The sequence below is a fragment of the Glutamicibacter sp. MCAF14 genome (genome assembly GCF_052114325.1).
GTDB lineage: Bacteria > Actinomycetota > Actinomycetes > Actinomycetales > Micrococcaceae > Glutamicibacter > Glutamicibacter arilaitensis.
The window spans coordinates 470,380-497,286 of sequence record NZ_JBFREO010000002.1; the positions used below are offsets into that span (position 1 = coordinate 470,380).

Genomic DNA, 26,907 nt, shown 5'->3' on the forward strand with positions numbered 1-26,907 from the left:
AATATGAACGAGCCGAAGAACGCTGAGAGCGCCCAGTCATTCGACCCGCACGCCAGCTCGTTGCAGGGCGAGGTCCAAAATGAAGTCCTCGAAGAGCTGTATGCCATCCGCGGCAGCATCGACAACTTCGATGCCCAACTGGTCTTCCTATTGGCTGAACGCTTCAAGGCGACCCAGCGCGTAGGTCATCTGAAAGCCATGCACCAGCTGCCGCCAAGCGATCCCAATCGCGAGAAGGCGCAGATCGAGCGTTTGCGCGCCCTGGCTCATGAAGCGCACCTTGATCCGGAATTCGCTGAAAAGTTCTTGAATTTCGTGATCTCTGAAGTCATCCGCCACCACCAGAACATTTCTGACTCGCATAACAATGCTTAACCAAGAGAACCAAGCAGTTCTCCGCCAGGATGTGTACGCCACCGCGTTCTGCCAGTTTCCGGGCACCGACCCGATGGCCATCCACGAGGTGGTGCGCGGTGAATTAGGCGAGCCGAATCTCGCAGTTTTCCCGCAGCTGCCCGATCGCGGCGTGGGAGCCGATGCGGTAGGACGCAGCGCCACCATGCTTGCGGAGCTCGGGTTCGACCTGCAGCCGCACGGCTGGCGCGTTGGCACCCCTGACGGAATTGACGCCCGCCGGGCCCGCAGCATTCTGCGCAGCGACGAGAACCTGCTCGCAGACGTGCTCGGCGCCGAGTCGAAACCTGCACAGCGGCTCAAGCTGAGCGTGCTGGGTCCATGGACCCTGGCCGCCAGCTTGTACCTTGCCAACGGTGAACGGGTTATCAGCGACCATGGGGCCCGCCGCGACATCATCGAGTCTTACGCCCACGGCATCAGCGAGCATCTTCAGCGGCTGGCCCGCATTACCTCGCTGCGCGACTTCACGCTCCAGCTCGATGACCCCTTGTTCGGAGCAGTGCTTGATGGCACGGTGAGCACCGCCAGCGGTTACCGAACCCTGCGTTCGATTCCACGCGCTGAAGTGCGCAGCTCCTATGCGCAGTTCCTCGAAGTGCTTTCCGGCCAGGACCCGGATCGCCAGTTCACCTCGTTGCTGAACCTGCCTACCGGAGATGAGCGCTGGATTGAACGGGTGGAGATCTTGCACCAGGCCGGAGCCGACGCATTGGTGATTGATCCTGAAGGCATGACCAACGCCAAATGGGAACGGATCGCCGGGCTGGTTGAAAGCGGAGGCCGGGTCTTCTTGCAGGCGCTTGCCCCTGGAGCACGGGCACCGGGCGTGGTTCAAGCGGTTAAAACCATTCTCCGCCCCTGGCGCCAGCTGGGTTTGGGACTGGAACAGCTTGGTGCGCTAACCCTGATGCCGCGTGGAGATTTCTCCACTTGCACCTCGACGCAGGCGATCGGAACCCTCCAGCATCTAGCCAGTTATGCCCAAGCGTTGGAGCAGACAAGAGTTGATGCGTAGCTAACTGCCTGATTCATGCCGGTCACAGCCCGAAAAGGGCAGTTGATCATGTATCTTAGGAATAGTGGGGTAGCTGATCTACCCGGTTTAGCCAGTTGGTTGAAACCTCGACCTACGGTTTCAGGGGGACATGGGATGAAGGCACGGATTTTAGTCGTTGATGATGACGAAGCGTTGTCAGAAATGATTGGCATCGTCTTGCAAAATGATGGTTTCGATACCTCATTTTGCTATGAGGGTTCCGGTGCTCTGGAAGCATTCCGTGAGTCGAACCCAGATCTGGTGCTCCTTGACCTGATGCTTCCGGGCATCGATGGGATTGAAGTCTGCAAGCTGATCCGCGCTGAATCAGATGTCCCGGTCGTGATGCTCACCGCCAAGTCGGACACCGCTGACGTGGTCCGCGGCCTGGAATCAGGTGCCGATGACTACGTGCCAAAGCCTTTCAAGCCAGCCGAACTCGTAGCCCGCGTGCGTGCCCGCCTGCGTCCAAACGAAACCCACGCCGCCGAAACCTTGCAGGTAGGCGAAGTGACCATCGATGTGGCCGGCCACCGGGTGACCCGCGGAACCGATGTGGTTTCACTGACGCCGCTGGAATTCGACCTTCTGGTCACCATGGCACGCAAGCCATGGCAGGTCTTCAGCCGCGAGCAACTGCTTGAAGCAGTCTGGGGTTACCGCCACGCGGCAGATACCCGACTGGTCAACGTACACGTGCAGCGTCTGCGCTCCAAGATCGAGATTGATCCGGAGAAACCACAGATCATCCAGACCGTGCGCGGTGTGGGCTACAAGGCTGGTTCGGCAAGTTGAGCCCGCACACGTCGACCGGTGCAGAATTGGTTCCGGTCGATGTGCATGCCCGCTCGCAGGCCAAATCTGCGCGGTGGAGCAAAATCGAGCAATGGATCAAGCATCCGTGGAGCACCGGCAGACTGCGCTGGCAACGGCACCTGCTGTTCCGTACCGTCATCTCGACGCTGCTGTTCACCGCGCTCGCCTTGGTTGCCGCCGGTGCCTTCCTCTCCAACCAGATTTCCTCGACGCTCTTTGACGAGCGTGTCAACCAGATCTCCAAGGAATCAGAACGCGGCCTGTCCCAGGCCCGCTCCATTCTTGAATCAGCGTCCACCACTGACCGCGCCTCCACCCAGGCGCTGGTGAACTCCACCCTGTCTGCGTTGGAAGGCGATGGCGCGACAGTGGTTCGCGACTTCGTGCTGATGCCCATTGCCGGTGACCAGTCCCTGTATGTCGGCCCGATGGCTTCTGGCTCCCTGACCACCCGAGCGATCCCTGCCGATCTTTCGGAGCGCGTTGCAGGGGATCAGGGGATCTATTGGCGTTCCATCGAACTGGGCGCCGAGGATGCAACCCAGCCCGGGCTGATCGTGGGCACCAAGGTGCTGATCCCGCCCGGACGAGAATATGGCCTGTACCTGGTCTATGACCTGTCCAGCGTCCAGGACACCCTCGAATTCATTAACCGCGCGATGGCTTTCACTGGCCTGATCCTGCTGCTGGTCGTAGGCTTCGTAGCCTGGTCGGTGGCCCGAACCGTGGTCCGCCCGGTAGCCGACGCCGCCTACGTTTCCGAACGCATTGCCTCAGGGGACCTGGATCGCCGCATGAAGGTGGCCGGCAAGGATGAAGTGGCCCGCTTGGGCTCGGCTTTCAACCATATGGCGCACTCCTTGCAAGAACAGATCACCGCCTTGAACAACCTCTCCGCAATGCAGCAGCGATTCGTTTCAGATGTCTCCCACGAATTGCGCACCCCGCTGACCACCGTACGCATGGCGGCGGAAGTGATTCACGATGCGCGCGAAAATTTCGACCCGCTGACCGCACGCTCCGCTGAGCTGATGTACAACCAAATTGAGCGTTTCCAGCACCTGCTCAATGACCTGCTGGAAGTATCGCGCTTCGATGCCGGCGTTGCAGTACTCGACAGGGAATCAACAGACCTGAACGTCATTGCCCGCAAGGTCATCGATATCGCCACCCCGGTGGCTGACGAATACGGTTCGATGATCCGGCTGAACGCTCCCAGCGACGGCTGCGTAGCGGAAGTGGACCCCCGCCGTGTGGAGCGCGTCATTCGCAACCTGGTGCTCAACGCTGTGGAGCATGGCGAAAGCAAGCCGATCGATATCACTATCGGGTCCAATCAGAACGCCGTGGCCATCACGGTGCGCGACTACGGCATCGGCATGTCCGAAGAAGCCTGCCGGCACGTCTTCGACCGTTTCTGGCGCGCCGACCCGGCGCGTGCGCGAACCACCGGCGGTTCCGGCTTGGGCCTGTCCATTTCAATGGAAGACACCCGGTTGCACGATGGCCGTTTGGAAGCGTGGGGCAAGCCGGGCGTGGGTTCGGTCTTCCGTTTGACCCTGCCGCGCAGCGAAGAGCAAGAAATTGTTTCCTCGCCGCTTCCGCTTGACCCATCGGTTCCTGAAAGCCTGGCGAGCGTCGTCTTGGGCGACAGCTTCCCGCTCACTGGTGAAGTCCCCAAGATCGGCTATACCCCGCTGATTCTCGACCTGGACTTGGATGAGGCATCGCCCGATGACGATGTCACCGACCCAAGCCTGGGAAGCGGCGAACGGAAGAAAGAAGGGGAGAGCTGATGAAGGATAAGATCTTTTCCAGCCTCGCAATAATTCTCTGCGCGATGCTGGCCCTGTCCGGATGCGCCTCGATTCCCAGAACTTCCACGGTCCAGCAGATCGAAGCCGAAACCGATGACGGCGGTGCCGAAAGCTACAGCTATGCGGCCGAAGGGCCAGCCGAAGGCGCTGATGCCCGAGCCATCGTCGAAGGATTCGTCGAGGCCGGACGCTCGGTTTCCGAAGACTACGCAGTCGCCCGCGAATACATGAACGCGCAGCTGGGGAAGACCTGGCGCGGCGATACCCAAACCCTGATCTATGACGCCTTCAACGTGGTCAATGGGGCCAACGCGAACCGATACACGATCCAGCTTGAAATCACCGGGGAAGTCAACGAGCAGGGCGTGCGCACCAACTACCCGGATCACTCCACCCGAGCCGTAGATGTTGAAGTCTCCAAGGTCCAAGGCGAATGGCGGATCACCAAGGCTCCGGACGGCACCATGCTCGAAGCTTCGACCTTCACCAGGATCTTCGCTGCGCAGACCCTGTACTTCTACGATGCGAGCTTCGCCTACCTGGTCCCGGATGTCCGTTGGTTCACCTCGGGATCCGGCACCACCACCTCGATGGTAGAAGCGCTGCTGGACGGACCTGCGCCCTACCTGCAAAACGCGGTGGTCTCGGCATTCTCAACGGCCAGCGAATTGGTGCGTTCTGCGGTACCGGTGCGCGATGGCGAAGCAACTATTGACCTGAACTCCGATTCCTTCGCCGATGCCACCGACCGCGGCATCTCGCTGATGAAACAGCAGCTTGAAGCGACGCTGACCACCCTGGCCCCGGTGGACAAGGTGAAGCTGCTGCGTGAAGATAATGAAGTGAACCTCTCTTCAGAGGACACGAATATCGAGCCGGCCAAGATCAACCCGAGCACCCAGGACACGCTGATTGGCATCTCGGATCAGTACCTGGTCTACGTCAAGGGACTGTCAATCATCCCGGTGGGCGGCGTACCTGATATTTCCGGTTACAACCCGCGCGACCCCGCCATGTCTCCGGTCGGCAACCGCTATGCCTTCCTGAACGGGAAACGCACCCAGCTGTGGGGCATCGACGACAAGGGCGAACTGAGCCTGTCCTTGGAAGGCCGAGAACTGATCCAGCCTTCGATGGATCTGGCCGGGTGGACCTGGACAGCAGATAACGGGGCTACTACGCCAATACGTGCGGTTCCGGCCGACACCGAAATGAAGGGCGAAGCGCGCCCGATCGATGTCGCCTGGCTGGAAGACGCGCAGATTGATTCCCTGCGGATCTCACGCGACGGCGCGAGGGCCTTAATCGTGGCGACCAAGGGCAAGGAATCGTCGGTGTACGTGGCCGGAGTGATCCGTGATGCCGAGGGCGTGCCGCGAGGACTTACCGATTCGCCGATGAAGATCTATCCAGAAGTTCCAGTGAATACCGCCCTGTGGGATTCGGACAGCTCGATCATCGTTGCCGAGCTGGGCAATGACAAGGCCGTTGAAGCGGCCCAGATTACCTTTGAAGGCGGCAGCGAGCACCTGCAGCTGCTGTTGGGAATGGTGGGCATCGCAACGGGTGTGGGCAACCGCCGTGAAGTCTATGCGGAAACCAACGAAAAGCTGTACACCCGAGTCGGCAACTCCTGGCATGAACTCGATGACTTCGCCCAGGACGTGGCCTACCCGGGCTAACCAGCACAATGCTCCACAGCTCGCTCGCGGGCACCGTGCTGCTCCGGACTAATCAACGAGTCTGGAGCTATGGGATTTCTCGACGAGTGCATGTGGCTGGCTGATGAGCTGTGCCATCAGCGCTGCATGCGCTGGATTGGATTTGGCGCCAGGGAAGTTGCCAACTTCATTCTTCCGGCCAGCTGCGCGGTCTGCGGGCGGGCGGACTTCCGGCTCTGTCCCGAATGCCGCAGCGAAGTCCAACACCAGCTGCACCTGCCCCCTTTGCCGGATTCCCATCACCTGTACGTTGAACTCCCAGCGCTAAGCCGGCAGCTGGCCGTGAGTGCCTGCGGGGCCTACGGCAAGGAGTTGGCTCGTGCGCTGCTGGCATTCAAGAACAAGCAACGATACTTCCTAGGGTCGGTCTTTGCCCCTTATCTTGCTGCGGCACTGAATGCCGGGTGCGTGCCGCAGCGGGAGAACCTGCCCACCTTGGTGGTGCCGATGCCAAGCTCGCTCAAGGCAGTGGGACAACGCGGGTACTGGCCGGTGAAGACCATGCTGGATCGCGGTGTGGAAAGCGGGTTATTCAGGGCTGATCTTGAATGCCGCAGTTTGCTGCACTACCGGTTCGGATATGCGCTGGGTGGGGCGCAGAAAACCAAGAGCGGTTCAGACCGGCGTGGCGGCCAGACCCATTTTGTTGCCGAGCCGGCCACGGTCAAAGGCCAGCCGGTGATTCTGGTTGATGACGTTCTCACCACCGGTTCCACCTTGAGGCATGCGGCGATGGCATGTATTGAGGCAGGATATGACGTCACCAGCGCGGTGGTCCTGGCTTTGACCAGACCCCCGAATACCGACCCTGAACAGTGATTACGCTGACCGCGATCGGAAAATGTGAACCCAGATACTTGAATCTTGGCCACGGTGGCATAAGGTGAAGTATGGGATGCATCACAGATGCAGTGAAAAGCCCATCTTCAGTCCGAAGAGAAAGAATTTTCGGACTGTTGTGTCACCCGACTCTCTATTGGAGGACACCATGGAGCTGAACTACAGCGGACGCAACATCACCATTTCGGATCGTTTCCGGGAGTATGTTGATGAGAAAATCACCAAGGTTGACCAGCTGGCTACGAAAGTACAGCGTATCGACGTCAAGGTCCTCAAAGAAGCACACGCTCGTGATCAGAGCACTGCACTGTCCGTTGAATTGACTGTCGTTGGCCGTGGCCCAGCAATTCGAGCTGAAGCTCGTGGCGCTGACAAGTTCGCTGCTTTCGACATCGCGTTCGCTAAACTGCTTGAACGCCTGCGCAAGGCACGCGATAAGAGCAAGGTTCACCGCGGCAACCACACCCCGGTCGCTGTCCACCAGGCTACCGGCAGCCTTCCAACCGCTTCCAGTGGAAAGTCGCTGGTTGAAGAAACCATCGAAGCCCAGAAGGCCGCGGAAGCAGCTGAAGCTCAGGAAAACGCCGAGTATTCGCCAGTGGTCATTCGCCGCAAGTCCTTCCCAGCTGAAGTGATGAGCGTTGATGATGCAGTGGATCGCATGGAATTGGTTGGACACCCGTTCTACCTGTTCATCGATGAAGCCACCGGTGAGCATGCTGTGGTCTACGGTCGTACCCAGTACCAGTACGGAGTCATCTCCTTGGACCCATCGCTGAGCTCCAACGAAGAAGCCACCAAGGAAACTCGTGGCTATCGTGACAAAGTCATGGCAACCGAAGGCTAGTCATCGGAACAACAGCCACTAGCTTGGGCGGCCACCGCATTCTCAGCCTCAAACAGGCTCGACGAATCGCGTTGGCCGCCCAAGGCCTGTCCAAGAGCCGGAAAGAACAACCCGTCACCGCACGGAAAATCGTCAACACCATCGATGGCATTGCGCAATTGCAGATCGACTCGGTCAATGTGGTGCGCCGGGCACACTACATGCCGATATTTGCCCGGCTGGGTGCCTATGACATCAGCACGCTGGACCAGCTCTTGGCTAAGCCGCGCAGCCCCATCACCGAATACTGGGCTCACGAAGCCTCGGTGATCAGCGCAGAACTGATCCAGGATCTGAGGGTGTGGCAGCGAAGAACCTGGAATGACAGGTCTGCCGGGTTCAGCACCGAGCAGCACGAACTCTCGGCTCGGGTTATGCAGTACCTTAAGGAGCATCCCGGATCCAGTGCCCGGCAAATCAGCCAAGCGCTGGATGTGGCACCGGTTGAAGTGAAGACCCACTGGGGTTGGAACTGGAACGACACGAAATACGTCACCGAGTCCCTCTTCGCACAAGCGCAGATTTTGACCCTGGGACGCAACTCCCAGTTTGAACGCCGTTATGCGCTGGCCGGCGACGTTGTGGAGCTGCCACCGGAAATTGATGCACCGCACCGCCATGAAGCCCTGACCCGATTGGTCGCGCGCGCACTGAAGGCCCTCGGTGTGGCGACCGCCCACTGTGTCGCCGAGTATTTCCGCCTGCCGATACGTGAGGCCAAGGAAGAACTTGCTGCGCAAGCCCTCGACGGGCTTATTGAAGAAGTCCAGATTCAGGGCATTTCCGAACCGTGCTATCTGCAGGCCGGAACCAAAATTCCACGCAAGATCGACCGCGATCTGCGTTTGCTTTCGCCATTCGATTCCATGGTTTTCAACCGCCGCCGGTTGGAGAAGTTCTTCGACTTCGAGTACCGTATCGAAATCTATGTCCCGGAAAAGCTCCGCCGCTACGGCTATTACGTTTTCCCAATGCTCCATGGAGAAGAATTTGTTGGCCGGGTAGACCTGAAAGCTGACCGGAGCAGATCGGTGTTGCACGCCAAGCAGGTGCATTATGAGCCGGGCGTTGACAGCAGCATTGAAAGCGAGTTGCGTGCCGAGCTGGAACGCATGGCGCGCTGGTTGGAACTCGACCAAGTGGAAATAGGGCTGTGAAAGGCCTGTTGATCAAACAGCTGTTCGCTATGAGAACAGACCAAACGAGATTGAAATAGCAAGATGTGCTGTTTTCCTCACGTAGACTAAAGACGCCAGAAATTACTGTGCTTGAGATATTGGGAGCTACCACGTGGCATCATTGCTAGAACGTATTTTGCGTACCGGCGACAAGAAGATTCTGAAGACTCTTCGTAAGTACGCCGACACGATCAATACGTTGGAAGTCGAAATTCGCGAACTTTCGGACGAAGAGCTCAAGGGTGAAACCGACAAGTTCCGCGAACGTTTGGCTAACGGCGAGACGTTGGATGACCTGCTCCCGGAGGCCTTCGCGGTCGTTCGCGAAGCCTCGGACCGCGTGCTTGGCATGCGCCACTTCGACGTTCAGCTGATGGGTGGTGCGGCCCTGCATATGGGCAACATCGCTGAAATGCGTACCGGTGAAGGTAAGACCTTGGTCGCGACCGCACCGGCGTACCTGAATGCGCTGACCGGCAAAGGTGTCCATGTCGTGACCACCAACGACTTCCTGGCACAGTACCAGTCGGACCTGATGGGACGCGTTTTCCGCTTCCTCGGACTGTCCTGCGGTTGCATCCTTTCCAGCCAGAAGCCTAATGAGCGTCGCAAGCAGTATGAAGCTGACATCACCTACGGCACGAACAACGAATTCGGCTTCGATTACCTGCGCGACAACATGGCGTGGAGCAAGGATGAGCTGGTCCAGCGCGGCCATAACTTCGTGATCGTCGATGAAGTTGACTCCATCCTGATTGATGAAGCCCGTACCCCGTTGATTATTTCCGGGCAGGCTTCAGGGGACGTGAACCGCTGGTACACCGAATTTTCCAAGATCGTCTCGCGCCTGAAGCGTGAAGACGACTACGAGGTCGACGAGAAGAAGCGCACCATTGGCGTGCTGGAGTCGGGCATCGAAAAGGTCGAGGACTACCTGGGCATCGATAACCTCTACGAAGCAAACAACACCCCGCTCATCGGTTTCCTGAACAATGCCATCAAGGCCAAGGAACTGTTCAAGAAGGACAAGGACTACGTCGTCGTCAACGGCGAAGTCATGATCGTTGACGAGCACACCGGCCGTGCGCTGGCTGGTCGACGCTACTCCGAGGGCATGCACCAGGCTATCGAAGCCAAGGAAAGTGTTGAGATCAAGGCGGAGAACCAGACCCTGGCTACCGTTACCTTGCAGAACTACTTCCGCATGTATTCAAAGATTTCTGGCATGACCGGTACTGCGCAGACTGAAGCTGCCGAATTCATGGGCACTTACAAGCTCGGCGTGGTGGAGATTCCGACCAATAAGCCAGCGATCCGCATGGACCAGTCTGATTACATCTACAAGAATGAAGTCGCCAAGTTCAACGCAGTGGTAGAGGATATTGCCCAGCGCCACGCAACTGGCCAGCCAATCCTGGTGGGTACCACCAGCGTGGAGAAGAGCGAATACCTCTCCCGGCTGCTGTCCAAGAAGGGCATCCGCCACGAAGTGCTCAACGCCAAGCAGCACGCTCGCGAAGCCGCCGTGGTGGCTATGGCCGGACGCAAGAACGCTGTCACTGTTTCCACCAACATGGCCGGTCGCGGTACCGATATCATGCTCGGCGGCAACGCAGAATTCCTGGCCGTGGCCGAGATGGAACGCCGTGGCTTGGACGCGGAACAGAACCCAGAAGAGTACAACACCGTCTGGGACGAGGTCTTTGCCAAGGCCAAGCAGACCGTTGCTGCTGAGTCGAAGGAAGTTGCCGAGCTTGGTGGCCTGTACGTGCTGGGCACCGAACGCCACGAATCGCGCCGTATCGATAACCAGCTGCGTGGCCGTGCTGGCCGTCAGGGTGACCCGGGTGAATCGCGTTTCTACCTGTCGATGACCGATGATCTGATGCGCCGCTTCAACTCCGGCATGGCTGAACGCATCATGAATAACCCATCGATGCCAGAAGATGTGGCTTTGGAATCCAAGATGGTTTCCCGCGCTATTGAATCTGCCCAGGCTCAGGTGGAAGGCGTTAACGCTGAACAGCGTAAGAACGTGCTGAAGTACGATGACGTGATGAACCGCCAGCGTGAAGCGATCTACGCTGACCGCCGCTCCATCTTGGAAGGCGATGACCTTGAAGAAAAGGTCGGTCATTTCTTGGAAGACGTGGTCAAGGCCATGGTGCTGGAAGCAACTCAGGTCGGCGACCCCGATGAGTGGGAGCTGAAGTCGTTGTGGACCAACCTCAAGCAGCTCTACCCAATCGGCATTACCCTCGACGAGGTCGTGGAAGAAGCTGGCGGCGTAGGACATCTCTCGGCGCAGTTCCTGGAACGTGAAATCCTCTCGGATGCCCAGTACCAGTACGAGGAGCGTGAGAAGCTCGTGGGTCCTTCCACCATGCGTGATCTGGAGCGCCGGGTCGTGCTCTCGACCATTGGACGCAAGTGGCAGGAACACCTGTACGAGATGGATTACCTCAAGGAAGGCATCGGCCTGCGTGCCATGGCTCAGCGTGATCCACTGGTGGAATACCAGCGTGAGGGCTACACCATGTTCCAGACCATGATGGAAGGGATCCGCGAAGAAAGCATCGGCACCCTGTTCAACTTGGACATTCCATCGGGTAGCGAAGCAGCCGCAGCGCCAGCCATCGACGAATCAGCAAAGCCTAAGAACTTGCAGTTCACCGGTCCTGACGAGGATGGCGAGGCCAGCACCACGAAGGCCCAGGCCGAAAGTGCTAAGAAGAAAAAGAAGGCGAAGCGCGGCTAGATCAGCTCGACGTCAGTAACCTGCCACCGTCCGTGCCATGGCTCAATTTTGAGGGCCACGGCACGGACGCGGTATTTAAAGCCCAAGACGACGGCGCATTCCCACGAACCAGAAATGCACCGGTCCAGGTGCAAGGAGATGATCTGCCCGTGCGCCGTGCCTGGCAGTGGTTCAAGGGTGTACTGGCAGGTTTCCAATAAGGCCCGGCGCCTCAGTTTGGCAATACATGCTGGTTCCATCACGAACGCGAGCTGATTTACTGTGCGGTAGCCGGCTAGGATTTCAAACACTGCGCGGGCAACGGCATGCGAGATCTCAATGATGGCCCGGTGCTCGGCACGCTGGACTGCGGAGCGATGGAAGATATGATCCAAGGCTCGGCGCAAGTGGGCAGGCGCAGGGCAGGTTTCGACGGGGGCAGCGGCGGCTTGGGAACGCTCGGGGCGATCGGTCGTGTACAAGTCCGGGCGGTAGTACTCGGTGTTGGCGTTTCGTGGGCTGATGGCGATCGTGCTCATGATGGAGTGGCTCCTTCGTAGTTACTTTGCGGTGCAAGCCCGCCTAATGCGCTGGTGGCAGTTCAAGCACGGTTCCGATGGGCAAGAGGTCTGGATTGGTACCAATGGATTTCTTGTTTTGTTGATAGATCTTGGGCCAATATGCCGAGATCTCTTCCGCTGTCGCCTGAACTCCCAAGTGATCCGCGGCGATACTCCATAGGTTCTGTCCCGGGGCGACAACGACTTCGGGGCGGTGCTGCACGCGTTGGCGTGGATTTGTGGCACCGGGCGAGACCAGCTTGTCGATCGGAATGCTCATGGAGTCTGGAAACCATTGCGGGCTGGGTACCGAGGCCTGTTGCGGATTGGGGAAATTTGCAAGCTGGTGGTCGTGGTTTTCCACGAGTCTCTGGGCCTGGTCGATGGATACCGGTTGGATGGCATATGCCCCGGTGGTCGAGGACAACGCGATTGACGTTCCAAGCAATGATCCGAGAACTTTCTTGCTCAGCCCGGGTGCGATCCGTTGGAAAAGGCGCGAGAGCTTGCGTTTCTTGTGTGTAAAGGCCCAGCGAATCAGCCTGGCTAAGGCCAAACGCAGCAGATGAAGCGTGAGCAGAGACAGCAAGGAAACGCTGAGCAGAAGCTTGATGCGATCGGTTATGGACCGGCCGTTGTCAGCGGTCTGGATGTACTCGGCGATCCATGCAACGCCCACATAGCTAATGACCAATGATGCTGCTGTGAAGAGCGCGAAGATGAGTATTCGTTGTTGGCGAGACATCCGATCCACTTCCTTAGGTGTGTTTTGATGTCATTTGATGCTGTTTGATGTTTATAGTGGCACTTAAAGTGCGTTTTGTGAATAGGGTTACGTAAAACTGTTTAGTCTCGTACAGTGGGCGCATGCGGTGGGATTCGCTTTTCGACGACCTGGAAGCTCAGCTAAATGAGCAAAGCCAAGCGCAGTTGCGTGAAGAAATCGCGGAAAACATCAGGATTGAACGGGCCACCGCCGAATTGCTCCCGACGTTGGTGCGCTTTTCAGGACATGAAATAGCACTGCGGGTATCTGGCGGAACAGAACTGCGCGCCAAGCTCGGTCCTTGCGCCGCCGACTACATCTGTCTCGAAACGGAGCATTCCCAATGGGTGATCCGGTGCAGCGCGATCCAAGCACTGGCCCTTCCGCCAGGCAAGGTGCCAATTGCCGATCAGCACGGTGCGGGCCGTTCGGTGAAATTCTCGAGCGTGCTGCGCGGATTGCTTCGAGATCGCGCCCGATGCCAAATCTTCAGCCGTGACGGAATAAGCCTGGCAGAGGGCACCTTGGCTCAGGTAGCCAAAGATTTCTTGATGATTTTGGTGCACCCGCGCGACGAATATGCCAGATCCCAACAAGTTTCAACACAACTCCTGATTCCGCTCGAAGCCATTGGATGGGTCGAAGCGAAGCACCTTTCATGATCCACAAATCTAGAACAAGTCTTTTCAGCTGGACTAAGTTGTCGTAGGCTCACCAACCATAAGCACCTATGCTGGCGGAAGGTCGAAGCCTTGATGACAGAACAGAGCCCACAGGAAACGCGAACCCCATCTGCCTCACGCGTGCGTCGGCCTAGCTGGAAAGATCCGCGCCTTGCACTCGGTGCCGTGCTGGTCATTGCCTCTGTTGCCGGCACCGTTTATTTGGTCGGTGAATTGCACCAGACCTCAACGGTGTACGTGGCAAGCAGCAATATCACCCTCGGGGAACAACTGACGGCTGAGAATATGAAAACCCAAGAAGTCCAGCTAGGGGATACTCTGGAAAACTATCTGCATGTGGACATGCCGGTAGGCCAAGAAGCCAGGGCAAATACCTTCATTAGTGCCGGCGAACTGATCCCGGTCACCTCTATTACCAACAGTGCACTTGGCTCGCGCAGGCCGATCAACGTTGAGCTTCCTGCAGATCTTTCCTCATCGATCACTCCGGGAAGTTTTGTCGACGTATGGATCGCGAAGCGCGAATCCAGCGGAAACACCTATGAGGTGCCAGAAAAGCTCTCTTCCATGGTCGAAGTCGCGGCCCGCGTTGAAAGCGGAGGGGGACTGGTTGGCACCCACGGCACAAACTTGGAACTGCTGGTCGAACCGAACCAGCTCGAACCATTGCTCCAAGCATTAGCCAATGAATCTCGAATCATCGTCGTCTTCAACCCCGCAGGCACAGAACAATGAGCATCTCGGTAGTAGTACTCGGGGACCAAGAGAAAATCGTCCGGCAAATCGAAAGCTACCGCGGGGAAATGATGGTCACACGCGTCTGCTCTGATATTGCAGAAGCAATCGCTGCCTGCAATACCGGCATGGCTGACGTATTGCTGGTTTCTGATGCGCAACTGGTACCGCCGATGGAACAGATCGATGAATTGCTGATGCACCAAACCGCAGTGGTCTTGTTCTTCGAACGCCCAGAAAATTGGCAGCCCCTACCCGACGTTCTGCATTTACCTGCAACCGTCGCCATGGTCGAGCTGGAAGAACGCATCTCATCAACTGTGCAATCGCTGACTCGTCCCGCCGCTGGCGCAACCGGCGAGAAGCTCGAACTAGACGATGTATCAACGGGGTGCAATGGCAAGATCGTCAGCTTCTGGAGTGCCCCGGGATCTCCGGGACGCAGTACTGTGGCATTGAATTACGCGGTGGAAGCCGCGCAAGCAGGCCTGGATGTGGTGCTGCTGGATGCTGATACCTATGCGGCCAGCATCGCGATCCAGCTTGGCCTGATGGAAGAATCGGCATCCATCGCGCAGCTTTGCCGGGTGATCGATTCAGGCTCGGTGGATGTAGCCCGGCTCAACGCCGCATGCTCCATGGTCCAGGTCGGGGAGGCGAACATGCGGGTTGCGACCGGAATCCCGCGTGCCAGTCGCTGGCCAGAAGTTCGAGCCTCAGCACTGCGCCGCGCGTCAATGCTGCTCAGAGAACACCATGACATCGTGGTGTTGGATTTGGCCCCATACATTGAACTCGATGAACAACTCAGCTTCGATACCCAAGCGCCGCAACGAAACGCTGTCACCGTGGAGATGCTGCAATGTTCCGACGAGCTGTTCATGATCGTGCGGGCCGACAGCGTGGGAATTCCGCGAGCCTTGCGAGCCATAGATGAACTTGAAGAAGCATTACCCGGACTGAAGTCAAAAATTGTTTTCAATCGGGTGGGCACCGGCAGCACCGGTCGCAGTCCGAAACGCCGATTGATTGAGGCGTGGGACCGTTTTGGCCCGACGCGAGAAATCGCTGGATATTTGCCCGATGACAGCGCATCATGCAACGCGTCGGTGCTCGGTGGAAGTCCTTTACTCGAAATCGCCCCTCGGTGTTCATTGCGTACCGAAATACGGTCCTTGGCAGGCATAAAATCCACGGATTCACCCAAGAATCAGACTAGTCGTCGATTTCGCGCCAAAGCTTGAACCCTAGCGATGAAAACCGGGTAATGTGGATTAAACTAGAGATCCGCAAAGGCGCGGATTCGTCGAACTTTGTTCTTGGAGGCGTTCATTTGAACTCGTCGGAATCCAGCATGTCAGAATCATTCATGGATGCGACACTCACCTCGAAATTGGTGAGCGAGTACTATGGCCAAATTGCGACCGAAGACGTGGCGGCCTATCGGCCCGACGAACTCGAAGCTCGCGTGGCAGCACACCTGGAAATTGGGTATCAGCGCGACGCGGACACCGCCAATGTCGCCATTACCCGCAACAACGGAATTTCAGTGGTGCACATCGTTACCGATGACATGCCATTTCTTGTTGACTCCGTCACGGCCGCATTGGTGCAATTGAACTCACCGATTCAGCTCGTGGTGCATCCAACCTTCGTCGTCTCGCGCAAAACCGAAACCGGAGAAATTACCAAGATCAGCCACGCTGGTCTGCAGCACGTGGCCAGCGGCGACACCGCCGCGCTATCTGATCTGAGCTCGCTGATTTCCGCCGGTGCCGAAACCCGCATCGAATCATGGATTTCTGTTGAGCTTGCTCGCGAACTCAGCGATGAGCAGGCCAAGGAATTCGTCGAACGCCTGTACAGCGTTCTGACCGATGTACGCGTAGCTGTCAAAGACTGGCCAGCAATGCTCGATCGCGCCAAAGACATCGCCCAGAGCCTTCCGCAGACGCCAAAGGCTGAAGAAATCGCAGAACTACAGCAGGCATCAGAACTGCTGGACTGGTTGGCTGACGGCAAGTTCACCTTCCTGGGTTACCGCGACTACTCACTGGACACCATCAATGGCGAAGATGTCCTAGTTGCTCGCCCCGGCAGTGGCCTGGGCCTGATGCGTGATCTGGCGGACCCGGGTCCACAGCACCTGACCCGCCGTGGTCGCATCACCGCCCGTGACAAGCGCGCGCTGATCATTACCAAGGCCAACGCCCGTTCCACCGTGCACCGTGGCGTGTACCTGGACTACGTTGGGGTCAAGAGCTTCGACGCCAATGGTGACGTCAACGGCGAACGCCGCTTCATCGGCTTGTTCTCCTCAAGCGTTTACACCTCCAGCGTGAAGACCGTTCCGCTGGTCCGAGAAAAGGTTGAAGCCGTGCTGAAGCACACCGGTTTCGCGCCTGACTCCCACTCGGGCAAGGACATCACCACCATCCTGGAAAGCTACCCGCGCGATGAGATGTTCCAAATCTCCGTCGACGAGCTGACCAAGATCGCCCTGGGCATCTTGCGCCTGCAGGAACGCCGCCGTACCTCGGTCTTCTTGCGCAAGGATGACTACGGCCGTTTCGTCACCGCCATGGTATTCCTGCCACGCGACCGCTTCTCCACCGCAGTCCGCCTGCGCATCGAACAGGAACTGCAGCGTAGCTTCAACGCTGAATCCGTTGAATACGAAGCGCAGCTGGGTGCCGGTGCACTGGTTCGACTGTTCTACCGCCTGCGCCTGCAGCGTCATGGCTTGGCCCCGGTAGTTGATCCCAAGGGGCTGGAAGATCGCATTGCCAAGGCAGTGCGTTCTTGGTCCGATGCGATTATCGACACCGCACGCGCGAGCTTGGAACTTGGCGACGCGAACACGCTGTCCAACGCATGGGCCGAAGCTTTCCCGGCTTCCTACAAGGTGCAATTCGAAATTGAAGATGCGCTGAAGGACATCGACCTGCTCACCGAGTTGAACGAGCCAGAAGTCGATGGCCTGGTAGTCTCCTTCTACGACGACGAGAAGCAGGACGAAGATTCTCCTGTTTCCAAGCGCATGAAGATCTATGTCACCAAGCCGCTGCTGCTCTCGCGTATCTTGCCAGTTCTGCAGCACCTGGGACTTGAAGTCGTTGATGAGCGCCCATATGAGTTGAATCCAGAAGGAATCGGCGAACGCTACATCTACGACATGGGTCTGAAGATCGATGAAGAGATCGATTTCAAGTCCGTGGAAAGCAAGCTCGCTGACGCTTACTGCGCAGTGGTGCGCAATGAAGCTGAGTCCGACAGCCTGAACGCGCTGGTCCTGCACGAGGGACTTTCGTGGGAAGAAGTCTCGATGCTTCGCGCCTACGCTCACTACCTGTTGCAGCTCGGTGTTCCTAATTCCACCGACTTCATCGCCAACACCTTGGTGGGCAACCCCGCGGTCACCCACGCCATTGTGGAGCTTTTCAAGGCGACCTTCGATCCGCAGCTGAGCACCGAAGCGTCGCAGGCATCACGCGAAAAGGCTCACGCCGAGATCACTGAAGCGCTCGAATCGGTGCCAACCTTGGATGCTGACACCTTGCTGCGCCGCATCGTGAAGGTCATCGAAGCGACCAAGCGCACTAATTACTTCACCACCCATCAGGCGCTGGCCTTCAAGCTGGCTCCTGAAGAAATCGACTTTGCGCCGTTCCCACGTCCGAAGCACGAGCTGTGGGTCTACTCGCCACGAGTTGAAGGTACCCACTTCCGCTTCGGCGCAGTTGCCCGTGGTGGCCTGCGTTGGTCCGATCGCCGAGAAGATTTCCGCACCGAAGTCCTGGGCCTGGTCAAGGCCCAGATGGTCAAGAACTCCGTGATCGTGCCAACTGGCGCCAAGGGTGGTTTCTACGCCAAGCAGCTTCCTAATCCTGCCTATGATCGTGGTGCATGGATGGAAGAAGGCAAGGGCGCATACAAGGTCTTCATCCGCACCTTGCTGGAACTGACCGACAACATGGTCACCGACGAAAACGGCGAACACATCGAAGCCCCAGCCAACGTGGTGCGTCGCGATGGCGATGACTCCTACCTCGTTGTTGCTGCCGATAAGGGAACCGCAAGCTTCTCCGATATCGCAAACTCGATCTCGGCTGACAAGGGCCACTGGCTGGGCGATGCTTTCGCATCGGGCGGCTCGGTGGGCTACGACCACAAGGGCATGGGCATCACCGCACGCGGTGCCTGGGAGTCAGTCAAGCGTCACTTCTTCGAACTGGGCGTCGACACCCAGAAGGACGAGTTCACCGCCGTTGGCGTGGGCGACATGTCCGGTGACGTATTCGGCAATGGCCTGCGCCGTACCCCGACGGTAAAGCTGGTGGCAGCCTTTGACCACCGCGATATCTTCCTTGATCCAAACCCGAACGCCCAGGTGGCCTTCGATGAGCGCCAGCGCTTGTATGATCTGCCGCGCTCCAGCTGGGCAGACTACAACAAGGAACTGCTCTCGGCTGGCGGTGGCGTGTACTCGCGCAGCCTGAAGTCCGTACCGATCAGCCCCGAGGTCCGCGAGGTTCTGGGACTGGATGCCGGCACCACCAAAATGAGCCCTAACGAACTGCTCAAGGCCATCCTGAGCGCACCAGTTGATCTGCTCTACAACGGCGGCATTGGTACCTACGTGAAGTCAGCGGCCGAAACTCACGGCCAGGTCGGTGACCGTGCCAACGACGCCATCCGCGTTGACGGTGCTGATCTGCGGGTGAAGGTTGTAGGCGAAGGCGGAAACTTGGGCATGACCCAGCTTGGCCGTATCGAGGCGGCACGCAATGGCGTCCTGCTGAACACCGACGCCATCGACAACTCTGCTGGCGTGGACACCTCGGACCGCGAAGTAAATATCAAGATCTTCGTGGACCGCCAGATCAAGGCGGGCAACCTCACCGAGGCTGAACGCACTGAGTTCCTGCTCTCGATGACCGATAACATCGGTGATCTGGTGTTGAAGACCAACTTCGAGCAGAACGTGTTGCTGCTGAACGAAAAGCACGCGGCGCTGACCTGGACGCCGGCTTACGAGCGTTTGATGCAGTGGCTTGAGAAGCATGCAGATCTGAACCGCGGCCTTGAATTCTTGCCAAGTGCGGAACAGCTCGAAGCACGCCGGACTGCAGGCGAAGCGATGACCACGCCGGAACTTGCGGTGCTGGCAGCCTATGCGAAGATCCAGCTGGCCAATGCGCTGAGCGAATCTGATCTGGCTGATGATCCATACTTCGCCCAGACGCTGAAGCGATACTTCCCGGCCAAGCTGGTGGAGCGTTTCGGGGATCAACTCGAATCCCATCCGCTGCGCCGTGAAATCATTTCAACCGTCATCGCCAACGATATCGTGAACATTGGTGGCATTACCTACGTCTTCCGTGCCATGGAAGAAACCAGTGCCAGCGAAGGCCAGATCGCTAAGGTATTCTGCGCACTGCGTGAGATCTATGGTTTCGAACGCCAATTCGATGCAATCAACGCGCAGCCTGCGGGAACCGACCTGGAGCACTGGGGACGCCAGCACCACGATATGCGTCGTCTGCTGGATCGCGCTACCCGCTGGTTCATCAACCGGGTTGACCAGGACCTGCTGGTGACCGAAGCGGTCAAGCGCTACGAATCCACGGTAACCGAACTGCGCGAGGCACTGCCGACCCTGGTTCGCGGTACCGACCTGGAGCGTTTCGAGCAGTGGCGTGAAGAGGCCATGAGCCAGGGCATTCCGGAGCGTCGTGCCAGCATGTGGGCCACTCAGTTCGAGTCCTATGCGTTGTTGGACGTGGCAGAGTATGTGCACCGCACCGAGACCGCACCGGTCAAGGTCGCAGAAACCTACTACGTGCTCTACGACCAGTTCGGCGTGGACAGCCTGCTGAACCGCATCACGCACCTGCCGCGTTCGGATCGCTGGCAGGCCTTGGCCCGTGCCGCGATGCGCGATGATCTGTACACCACGATCATTGACCTGACCGGTAACATCTTGGATGCACACGGCGATATTGCGGATCCTGCAGAGCGTGTTGCTGCGTGGGAGGAAGCAAACGCGGCTAACCTTGATCGTGCGAAGACTATGTTTGCGGAAGTGAACAGCCTGGAACGAGATGACATGGCGTCCCTTTCCGTGGCACTTCGTCTCTTGCGTTCCATCGTTCGAAGGTAAACACCGCCAATGGCCCTCATCACTGAAGAACTACGTCAACGTGCTGCACTAGCGCCCGGTGATGAGGATTGGCTCCACCTGCTGGTGGGGGACTGGCAGCTGGTCTCGGATTTAGCATTCGCAGACCTGGTGCTCTGGTTCCCCACCGGGGACGGTTCCTATATCGCGTTGGCCCACGTGCGCCCTTCCACCTCGCATACTGCATTCCACAGCGACTTCGTGGGAGAACGGATCCGCAAGGATCTGCGCATCATGGTGGACCGTGCGTGGGAAACTAAACAAGTGCAACGCTCGGCTGAACAAGCCGGCAAAGATATCATCATGGGACTGACCACGGTGCAGGCGATTCCATTGGTGCGCCAGAACGTACCCGTCGCGGTCATCACTTCCCACTTTGACCCAAATCAATCCCGTACTCCTTCCAATCTTGAATTGGTCTACCGCCAAAGCGCCGATGACCTTTTGCAGATGGGCACCCAAGGACTCTGGCCAGACTTCGCCAGTCCTACCGGCTCTCGTCGTGGTGCACCACGCGTAGGCGATGGATTCATCCGCCTCAGCATTGATGGCGCCGTTGAATTTGCCAGCCCCAATGCGGTCTCCGCGTTCCGCCGGCTCGGTGCCGCCGATGTCCTCCAAGGCCAGCCGCTGGCTGATCTGACGATGGCCCTGGTCAGTGATCGTCGTGTCGTGGATGAAACCCTTCCCCTGGTGCTCCAAGGCAAGATGCCATGGCGCACTGAAGTAGAGCACCGCGGGGTCACGTTGTCTCTGCGTGCAATACCATTGCGCAACGAATCAAAACGCTGGGGCGCACTGGTGTTGTGCCGAGACGTGACTGAGCTTCGCCGCCGGGAAAAAGAACTGGTCACCAAGGACGCGACGATCAGGGAAATCCATCACCGGGTCAAGAACAACCTCCAGACCGTCGCTGCGCTCCTGCGCATGCAGTCACGTCGGATGAGCTCAGCAGATGGCAAACAGGGCCTGGAACAGGCCATGCGGCGCGTGTCGACCATCGCCTCGGTTCACGACTTCTTGTCCAAGGGACTGAACGAGACCGTGAAATTCGATGACCTGATGGATCGACAGTTCCGCTTGATCGTGGAAATTGCTTCTCCTGAACAACGTGTCTCGACTCGTCGTGAAGGCGAATTCGGAATGCTTGACGCGGATTTGGCTACTCCACTCTCACTGGTCATCAACGAATTGGTGACCAACGCCGTAGAACACGGATTGGCGCAGCGCGATGGTGAAGTTGCCCTGGTTGCCGAACGATATAAGGGCGCAGACAGCATGGATTGGCTACGCGTTGTCATCGAGGACGATGGCCACGGGCTGTCGGAAGAGCCACGCCGCGAGGGACTCGGGCTGCAGATTGTGCGCACCTTGGTTACCAGCGAGCTCTCGGGTGAGATCCGTTGGCTGCAAGGGGAGAAGGGCGGGACAAAGGTTGTTATCGATATGCCTTTGGACTTAGACCGCCGTAGCTCGTAAGCGCGCTGGCCTTAGATAAAACAAAAGACAGACCCGCCCAACACAGTGTGTTGGGCGGGTCTGTCTTAGCGCTATTTAGCGGTAGTTCTTCATGTGAGCCTTGATGCTGGCTACATAGTGCTTGGTGTCCTCGTACATGCCGTTGTTTCGGACTCCGGCCAGACCCTGGTAGTAAGATGCAATGGCATCATCCAGGTTGTCGGTGTTATCCAAGTTGTAGGCAATAACTGCGACACCAGCGACAACGTTATCGCGTGGGTTCAGCACGTTCAGGTCCTGGCCGATAACCGATGCAATCCAATCACCGGTGCTTGGCAGTACCTGCATGGCGCCAACAGCGTTAGCAGGGGAGACCGCACGCATGTTGAAACCGGATTCCTGATACGCATGAGCCAAAGCCAAAGCTGGGTCCACGCCCATGCTCTTAGCAGTGGAACGGATCAGGGCCTGCATCTCGCCGCGGCTAGGAACGCTGGTCGAATCAAGGTAATCCTTGTTCGAATTCGCGTCCTTCACTACATGATCTGCATAGGTGCGACCGGCAAAGGTGTTGCCAATCTTCTGCTTCTTGACCTGGCCCGACGGTGCCACCGAAGATCCGGAGACCTTCAGCTTTGCCCCGATCTTCAGCGGCGAGCTTGCGCTGTAGTCCGGGTTCAGATTCAGCAACGAAGCCAACTTCATATCGTGGCTGGTAGCGATGCCACTGAGGGTATCGCCTGACTTGACGGTGTAGGTCGAAGTCTTGGCCTTGGGCTTCGCCGTGCTCTTCGATGAAGAGCTCGATGACGATGATCCGCCTGAAACCTTGATCTTGCTGCCTGGGAAGATCGGCTTGCTTGCCGAGATATCGTTGGCCTTCAGCAACTCAGACAGGCTCATACCGTGCTTGGAAGCAATGCCGCTGAGCGTATCGCCGGACCTCACCGTGTAGCTGGAAGAAGCCGAAGATGAAGACTTCTTCTGCGAGGACTTTGACGAAGAGCTCGAAGACGAAGAACCGCTGACCTTGATCTTGTCTCCAGGGAAGATCACCTTGCTGGCCGAGATATCATTCTTGCTCAGCAGCGAAGACAGGCTCATGTTGTGCTTGATCGCGATGCTTCCAAGCGTGTCACCGTTCTTCACGGTGTAGCTGGAGGAGCCCGAAGAGGAGGAAGTCTTCTGCGACTTCGAGGAATTGCTGGAGCTCGATGCTGAACCCTTGACCTTGAGCTTATTGCCCGGGAAAATCACCTTGCTGGCGGAGATGTCATTCTTGCTCAGCAGATCCGACAAGCTCATGTCGTGCTTGTTGGCAATGCCGCCGAGAGTATCACCATTCTTGACGGTGTAAGTAGCGGAGGTTGAAGAGCTGGACTTGGTCGTGCTCTTCGAGGCTTTTCCAGAGACCTTGAGGGTCTTGCCGGCAATGATTGAATCGCTCTTAAGATTATTGAGCTTCTTCAGAGCAGACACAGTGGTGTCGTACTCCTGTGCAATGCTCCATAGGGATGCGCCTGCAGGGATCTTGATTTCCGAGACGTCTCGCTTAGCGGGCAAACCAAGAGTCGATACACGCGAAGCAATCAGGTGGGCTTTGATCTGGTCCTCAGCAACCTTGATGGTCTCTGGAGTTACCGCCTTGGCAAAGCTGCCCGAGGTGTTAGGAACAGTCGTAGGAGCTGCCTGCGCGGCCGGGGCCAGCGCGAGGCTACCAATGACCGCTGCGGGAATGGCCGCGCCTGCTACAACGCCTAACGCATGCTTGGAAGCATGTTTGGATTCGTGGGGCATGGAGTCAATCCTCATTTGTACGGTGAAAATAACGGGCTCTGCTTCGCAGGTAACAAAGTAGGAAGGTTCCTCACTGTTGTCTGTGATGCAATTGTTATCAAAGTGATACAAGAAAATTTACACTACTCCTGTGACTCATGGGAACTAATGAGGTGAGTTTTCCTCAATTTTCTGCGCAGACCGGGAATTTGTGGGAACCTTGAGGGGTGAAGGAAACCGTAGAACTCGTTGGCCAATGGCTGACCCTGCCCGATGTGGCCGAAGAATTAGATGCAGATATCCGCCGCGTGCACCGACTGCTGGACGAACGAGCCATCGTGTCGTTGAGAATCGGACCTCGCAATGTGCGTTCCATTCCGGCAGATTTTCTCCAAGACGGAGTTGTAGTGGAAAGCCTGAAGGGTACCCTGTCGGTCCTTTTGGACTCGGGATACTCTGACGAAGAATCGATCGTTTGGCTGTTCACAGACGATGAATCGCTCCCGGGCACCCCAATGAATGCCTTGCGCACTGGACGTAAAACTGAAATTCGTCGCCGGGCGCAGGCCCTGGGCTGGTAGACGTCCTGAGAAGTTAATCTCTTTATAACCAAAAGGTCTCAACCGTAATCCACATCACGTGGCAGGTTGAGACCTTTTGTTACTTGTAAGGGAAGATACGTTATTTGCTTCTCTTGGTCACGGCGTTGCTCAGTTGCTGCAGTCCGGCATGAGCCAACGGAGTGACTTGCAGCGTACTGAGCGCCAGATCTGACTGTGCGGTCAATTCACTGATGCTCTGCTCGGTTGCAGCCAACGCGYCGCTTTCGCGCAGAATGCTGCTTAGCCGCAGCACTTCTTCCTTGCCAAGGTCAACAGCGCCGAGGCGTGTTTGAATAAAGTCCTGTTCCTCGGGGCTTGAGAGCAAGAGCGCGTGAGCTATCAATTCGGTGCGCTTGCCTTCCAGAAGATCTCCACCGGTTGGCTTACCAGTGATTTCTGGATCCCCAAAAACGCCCAGAACGTCATCGCGCAATTGGAACGCCTCACCCAATGGAAGCGCAAAGGCTGAGTAATGCTCCATGAGTGATTCGCTTGCCCCGGCAAGAGCACCACCGAGTAAGAATGGATTCTCGGTGGAGTACTTCGCGGACTTGAAACGCACAATGGTGCGCGCTCGTTTAACCGCTTCCTTCGGATCGTAGGCAGGGCCAGCAGACTCTTCTAGAACGTCGAGGTACTGTCCGGCCATCACCTGCGTACGCATTTGGTTAAAGATCGTCCGGGCCTGAGCAGTGAGAGAAGAAATCTCAGAGAATACTTCCTCGCTCAGTGAGAGGCATAAGTCGCCGGTAAGGATCGCGCTGGCCATGCCGTAGTTCCGCGCGCTTCCTGCAAGTTCCAGTTCCTGATGCTGGGCTTCGAAGCGCTTGTGGACACTTGGCTGGCCACGACGGGTATCTGAATTATCGATGATGTCATCGTGGATCAATGCAGCGGCTTGGAACAGTTCCAAAGCCACACCGAGGCGAACAATGTCGCGGTCTTCGGCCTGGCCGCCAGCTCCAAGGTAACCCCAAAAGGCGAAGAGCGGGCGCAGCCGCTTGCCACCACGAGTCAGGGAAGTGATTGCATTGACGATTTCGACAGCACTAGTGGTGATCTGTCCAACCTCAACACTTTTCGCGGCCAGAAATTCCTCTAACAACTGCGCAACGTCAGCAGTAAAAGTTCGGCTCAAGCTCTGGGCTTCAGTGTTGAGGGCCGGCACGGAATGAGGCAGCGACATGCAAAATCATTTCTACGGGTGAACTGATGGTGGTTAGCATCAACTCTACCGGTGTTTTGCGCCAGGGGAATTAAGTGTAGGCCGTATCTGGGAGCTACACGCAATCCGAACATATATTCGAGTAAGGTGGTTAGTAGTAAGACGGGAAGAAGGTGAGTTGAAATGACAGAGCGTGCCATCTTGCACGTCGACATGGACGCCTTTTTTGTTTCGGTGGAACTGCGCGCCCGTCCTGAACTAGTTGGCAAGCCGGTGATTGTCGGTTTTCCTGGCGGGCGAAGCGTCGTGCTGTCGGCCTCATATGACTGCCGAGCACGTGGAATCCATTCGGCAATGCCGATGAGCCAAGCGATCCCATTGATGCCAGAAGCAACTGTGATCGAACCGAGCCACCACAGATATTCGTTGGCCTCAGCTCAAATCATGGAGTACTTCCACACCCTGACGCCACTAGTGGAGCAGGTTAGTATCGACGAAGCATTCCTGGACGTTACCGGAAGCATGCGCCTACTCGGCGGCCCGGTGCAGATTGCACGGGAAATCCGAGCTCATATCCGCCAAGAGATGGGACTACCGGCCAGCGTTGGCATTGCCAAGAATAAATTCATTGCAAAGTTAGCTTCGACCCATGCCAAGCCTGACGGGATGGCTGTGGTTGCCCCGGAAAGAACCGAAGAGTTCCTTCATGATCTGCCGGTGTCGAAAATGTGGGGCGTGGGTAAGCGGACCGCTGCCCAGCTGCAGGCTTTGGGAATTGAGACCGTGGGGCAGCTTGCCATGCAGAATGAAGAAAGGCTGATTAGCCGGCTGGGGGAGCATGGTCGTTCATTGCATCTGCTTTCGCGAGGCATCGATAACCGTGCGGTGGAAATTACCAGGGACGAGAAGAGTATTTCTTCCGAGCATACGTTCGCTGCGGACATCACCGACCTGCAGGTGCTTGAAGGTGAACTTCTACGGCTGAGCCACAAGGTCGGGCAGAGGCTACGTCGACAAGGCAAATCAGCTAATGGCGTCGGATTGAAGATCAAGTACAAAGACTTCTCAGGAATTACGCGCTCCAAGGCCCTGGCCGCGGCAACTGATTCATCAACGAAAATCAGTGAGTCTGTGCTGGCACTGCTACGCAAGTTGACCCCGCTGGCCCAACCGGTTCGGCTAATCGGCGTGAAAGCTGAGAGGTTGCAGGATTTCGAGTTGGGTCTGCAATTTAGCTTGGACCCACGAGAAGAAAAAGCCCGAGAAGCAGAACGCATTGCTGACCAGATAGGACAGAAGTTCCCGCAGTCCATCGTGACCCCAGCGCGTTTTCTGCGGCCCAAGGAATAAACGCAATCTGTGTAGAACATATGGATATCTGGACAGTGGTGAAGATCAACTAGCAGGGCGGGTGCAAAAGAGTCTATCCTTGAAGTAAGTTCATCAGAATTGTGGGAACTAATTCCACAGGTGCAACGTTGAACTTAATGACGGTGGACGACCGTTGAGATTGCCTTTGGAAGGAGAAGACGA

The 26,907-nt window shown here is 57.3% G+C and carries 20 protein-coding genes; 16 read left to right on the forward strand and 4 right to left on the reverse strand.

Going from position 1 to position 26,907, the window contains the following annotated elements; genetic code table 11:
• Positions 1-3: 3 nt before the first annotated feature.
• From AB4Y71_RS04825 to secA, 9 genes are all read left to right on the forward strand, one after another.
• The gene (locus AB4Y71_RS04825; RefSeq protein WP_013349447.1) at positions 4-375 is read left to right on the forward strand and encodes a chorismate mutase; all 372 of its coding nucleotides are present in this window, start codon (positions 4-6) and stop codon (positions 373-375) included.
• Positions 368-1,432 (forward strand): hypothetical protein, encoded by a 1,065-nt coding sequence (locus AB4Y71_RS04830; protein WP_441718323.1) that lies wholly within the window; start codon positions 368-370, stop codon positions 1,430-1,432. The genes AB4Y71_RS04825 and AB4Y71_RS04830 overlap by 8 nt, the downstream gene beginning before the upstream one ends.
• A 135-nt stretch (positions 1,433-1,567) precedes the next feature.
• Positions 1,568-2,248, forward strand: a complete 681-nt coding sequence (gene mtrA, locus AB4Y71_RS04835) for an MtrAB system response regulator MtrA (RefSeq protein ID WP_102597441.1) — start codon at positions 1,568-1,570, stop codon at positions 2,246-2,248.
• Complete coding sequence (gene mtrB / locus AB4Y71_RS04840; RefSeq protein ID WP_441718326.1) at positions 2,245-4,065, forward strand: MtrAB system histidine kinase MtrB; 1,821 nt, start codon at positions 2,245-2,247, stop codon at positions 4,063-4,065. Before mtrA ends, mtrB begins: the two co-directional genes overlap by 4 nt.
• Positions 4,065-5,768, forward strand: a complete 1,704-nt coding sequence (locus tag AB4Y71_RS04845) for an LpqB family beta-propeller domain-containing protein (RefSeq protein WP_134779863.1) — start codon at positions 4,065-4,067, stop codon at positions 5,766-5,768. The genes mtrB and AB4Y71_RS04845 overlap by 1 nt, the downstream gene beginning before the upstream one ends.
• 69 nt (positions 5,769-5,837) lie before the next feature.
• Positions 5,838-6,626: a ComF family protein gene (locus AB4Y71_RS04850; RefSeq protein WP_441718330.1), complete on the forward strand. Its 789-nt coding sequence runs from the start codon at positions 5,838-5,840 to the stop codon at positions 6,624-6,626.
• A gap of 169 nt (positions 6,627-6,795) precedes the next feature.
• Positions 6,796-7,494, forward strand: coding sequence for a ribosome hibernation-promoting factor, HPF/YfiA family (gene hpf, locus AB4Y71_RS04855; protein WP_441718332.1), 699 nt, complete (start codon positions 6,796-6,798; stop codon positions 7,492-7,494).
• Between the two features lie 23 nt (positions 7,495-7,517).
• Positions 7,518-8,690, forward strand: a complete 1,173-nt coding sequence (locus AB4Y71_RS04860) for a winged helix-turn-helix domain-containing protein (RefSeq protein WP_441718334.1) — start codon at positions 7,518-7,520, stop codon at positions 8,688-8,690.
• A gap of 133 nt (positions 8,691-8,823) precedes the next feature.
• Entirely contained in the window at positions 8,824-11,469 is a 2,646-nt protein-coding gene (secA, locus tag AB4Y71_RS04865) for a preprotein translocase subunit SecA (protein ID WP_102597446.1), read from the forward strand.
• On the opposite strand, the gene AB4Y71_RS04870 is transcribed toward secA, so the two are convergent.
• Positions 11,466-11,987: an Rv3235 family protein gene (locus AB4Y71_RS04870; RefSeq protein WP_441718338.1), complete on the reverse strand. Its 522-nt coding sequence runs from the start codon at positions 11,985-11,987 to the stop codon at positions 11,466-11,468. The two genes, secA and AB4Y71_RS04870, sit on opposite strands and share 4 nt — an antisense overlap.
• Before the next feature lie 43 nt (positions 11,988-12,030).
• The gene (locus AB4Y71_RS04875; protein WP_441718340.1) at positions 12,031-12,753 is read right to left on the reverse strand and encodes a LysM peptidoglycan-binding domain-containing protein; all 723 of its coding nucleotides are present in this window, start codon (positions 12,751-12,753) and stop codon (positions 12,031-12,033) included.
• Between the two features lie 122 nt (positions 12,754-12,875).
• Here AB4Y71_RS04875 and AB4Y71_RS04880 point away from each other — a divergent pair, with 122 nt between their 5' ends.
• From AB4Y71_RS04880 to AB4Y71_RS04900, 5 genes are all read left to right on the forward strand, one after another.
• Positions 12,876-13,436: a hypothetical protein gene (locus tag AB4Y71_RS04880; RefSeq protein ID WP_441718343.1), complete on the forward strand. Its 561-nt coding sequence runs from the start codon at positions 12,876-12,878 to the stop codon at positions 13,434-13,436.
• A 93-nt stretch (positions 13,437-13,529) separates the two neighbouring features.
• On the forward strand, positions 13,530-14,192 hold the full coding sequence (locus AB4Y71_RS04885) for a hypothetical protein (RefSeq protein WP_134779868.1): 663 nt from the start codon (positions 13,530-13,532) through the stop codon (positions 14,190-14,192).
• Entirely contained in the window at positions 14,189-15,436 is a 1,248-nt protein-coding gene (locus tag AB4Y71_RS04890) for a hypothetical protein (protein WP_013349434.1), read from the forward strand. Before AB4Y71_RS04885 ends, AB4Y71_RS04890 begins: the two co-directional genes overlap by 4 nt.
• 110 nt (positions 15,437-15,546) lie before the next feature.
• The gene (locus AB4Y71_RS04895) at positions 15,547-20,355 is read left to right on the forward strand and encodes an NAD-glutamate dehydrogenase (protein ID WP_441718346.1); all 4,809 of its coding nucleotides are present in this window, start codon (positions 15,547-15,549) and stop codon (positions 20,353-20,355) included.
• A 9-nt stretch (positions 20,356-20,364) separates the two neighbouring features.
• Positions 20,365-21,852 (forward strand): sensor histidine kinase, encoded by a 1,488-nt coding sequence (locus AB4Y71_RS04900; protein ID WP_441718349.1) that lies wholly within the window; start codon positions 20,365-20,367, stop codon positions 21,850-21,852.
• A 75-nt stretch (positions 21,853-21,927) separates the two neighbouring features.
• Here the strand turns inward: AB4Y71_RS04900 and AB4Y71_RS04905 are convergent, their stop codons facing one another.
• Positions 21,928-23,628, reverse strand: a complete 1,701-nt coding sequence (locus AB4Y71_RS04905; RefSeq protein WP_441718352.1) for a LysM peptidoglycan-binding domain-containing protein — start codon at positions 23,626-23,628, stop codon at positions 21,928-21,930.
• Between the two features lie 206 nt (positions 23,629-23,834).
• Here AB4Y71_RS04905 and AB4Y71_RS04910 point away from each other — a divergent pair, with 206 nt between their 5' ends.
• Positions 23,835-24,188, forward strand: a complete 354-nt coding sequence (locus AB4Y71_RS04910; protein ID WP_441718355.1) for an Rv2175c family DNA-binding protein — start codon at positions 23,835-23,837, stop codon at positions 24,186-24,188.
• A 100-nt stretch (positions 24,189-24,288) separates the two neighbouring features.
• Here the strand turns inward: AB4Y71_RS04910 and AB4Y71_RS04915 are convergent, their stop codons facing one another.
• Positions 24,289-25,395: a polyprenyl synthetase family protein gene (locus AB4Y71_RS04915; RefSeq protein WP_441718358.1), complete on the reverse strand. Its 1,107-nt coding sequence runs from the start codon at positions 25,393-25,395 to the stop codon at positions 24,289-24,291.
• A gap of 162 nt (positions 25,396-25,557) precedes the next feature.
• On the opposite strand from AB4Y71_RS04915, the gene dinB reads away from it, so the two are divergent.
• Entirely contained in the window at positions 25,558-26,724 is a 1,167-nt protein-coding gene (gene dinB / locus AB4Y71_RS04920) for a DNA polymerase IV (RefSeq protein WP_441718361.1), read from the forward strand.
• Positions 26,725-26,907: the final 183 nt, after the last annotated feature.

What these genes read in the sequence shown, in the direction of transcription:
- AB4Y71_RS04825 (WP_013349447.1), top strand. Translation starts at nt 4, where the DNA reads ATGAACGAGCCGAAGAACGCTGAGAGCGCCCAGTCATTCGACCCGCAC.
- AB4Y71_RS04830 (WP_441718323.1), top strand. Translation starts at nt 368, where the DNA reads ATGCTTAACCAAGAGAACCAAGCAGTTCTCCGCCAGGATGTGTACGCC.
- mtrA (WP_102597441.1), top strand. Translation starts at nt 1,568, where the DNA reads ATGAAGGCACGGATTTTAGTCGTTGATGATGACGAAGCGTTGTCAGAA.
- AB4Y71_RS04845 (WP_134779863.1), top strand. Translation starts at nt 4,065, where the DNA reads ATGAAGGATAAGATCTTTTCCAGCCTCGCAATAATTCTCTGCGCGATG.
- AB4Y71_RS04850 (WP_441718330.1), top strand. Translation starts at nt 5,838, where the DNA reads ATGGGATTTCTCGACGAGTGCATGTGGCTGGCTGATGAGCTGTGCCAT.
- hpf (WP_441718332.1), top strand. Translation starts at nt 6,796, where the DNA reads ATGGAGCTGAACTACAGCGGACGCAACATCACCATTTCGGATCGTTTC.
- AB4Y71_RS04870 (WP_441718338.1), bottom strand. Translation starts at nt 11,987, where the DNA reads ATGAGCACGATCGCCATCAGCCCACGAAACGCCAACACCGAGTACTAC.
- AB4Y71_RS04875 (WP_441718340.1), bottom strand. Translation starts at nt 12,753, where the DNA reads ATGTCTCGCCAACAACGAATACTCATCTTCGCGCTCTTCACAGCAGCA.
- AB4Y71_RS04880 (WP_441718343.1), top strand. Translation starts at nt 12,876, where the DNA reads ATGCGGTGGGATTCGCTTTTCGACGACCTGGAAGCTCAGCTAAATGAG.
- AB4Y71_RS04885 (WP_134779868.1), top strand. Translation starts at nt 13,530, where the DNA reads ATGACAGAACAGAGCCCACAGGAAACGCGAACCCCATCTGCCTCACGC.
- AB4Y71_RS04890 (WP_013349434.1), top strand. Translation starts at nt 14,189, where the DNA reads ATGAGCATCTCGGTAGTAGTACTCGGGGACCAAGAGAAAATCGTCCGG.
- AB4Y71_RS04895 (WP_441718346.1), top strand. Translation starts at nt 15,547, where the DNA reads ATGTCAGAATCATTCATGGATGCGACACTCACCTCGAAATTGGTGAGC.
- AB4Y71_RS04900 (WP_441718349.1), top strand. Translation starts at nt 20,365, where the DNA reads ATGGCCCTCATCACTGAAGAACTACGTCAACGTGCTGCACTAGCGCCC.
- AB4Y71_RS04905 (WP_441718352.1), bottom strand. Translation starts at nt 23,628, where the DNA reads ATGCCCCACGAATCCAAACATGCTTCCAAGCATGCGTTAGGCGTTGTA.
- dinB (WP_441718361.1), top strand. Translation starts at nt 25,558, where the DNA reads ATGACAGAGCGTGCCATCTTGCACGTCGACATGGACGCCTTTTTTGTT.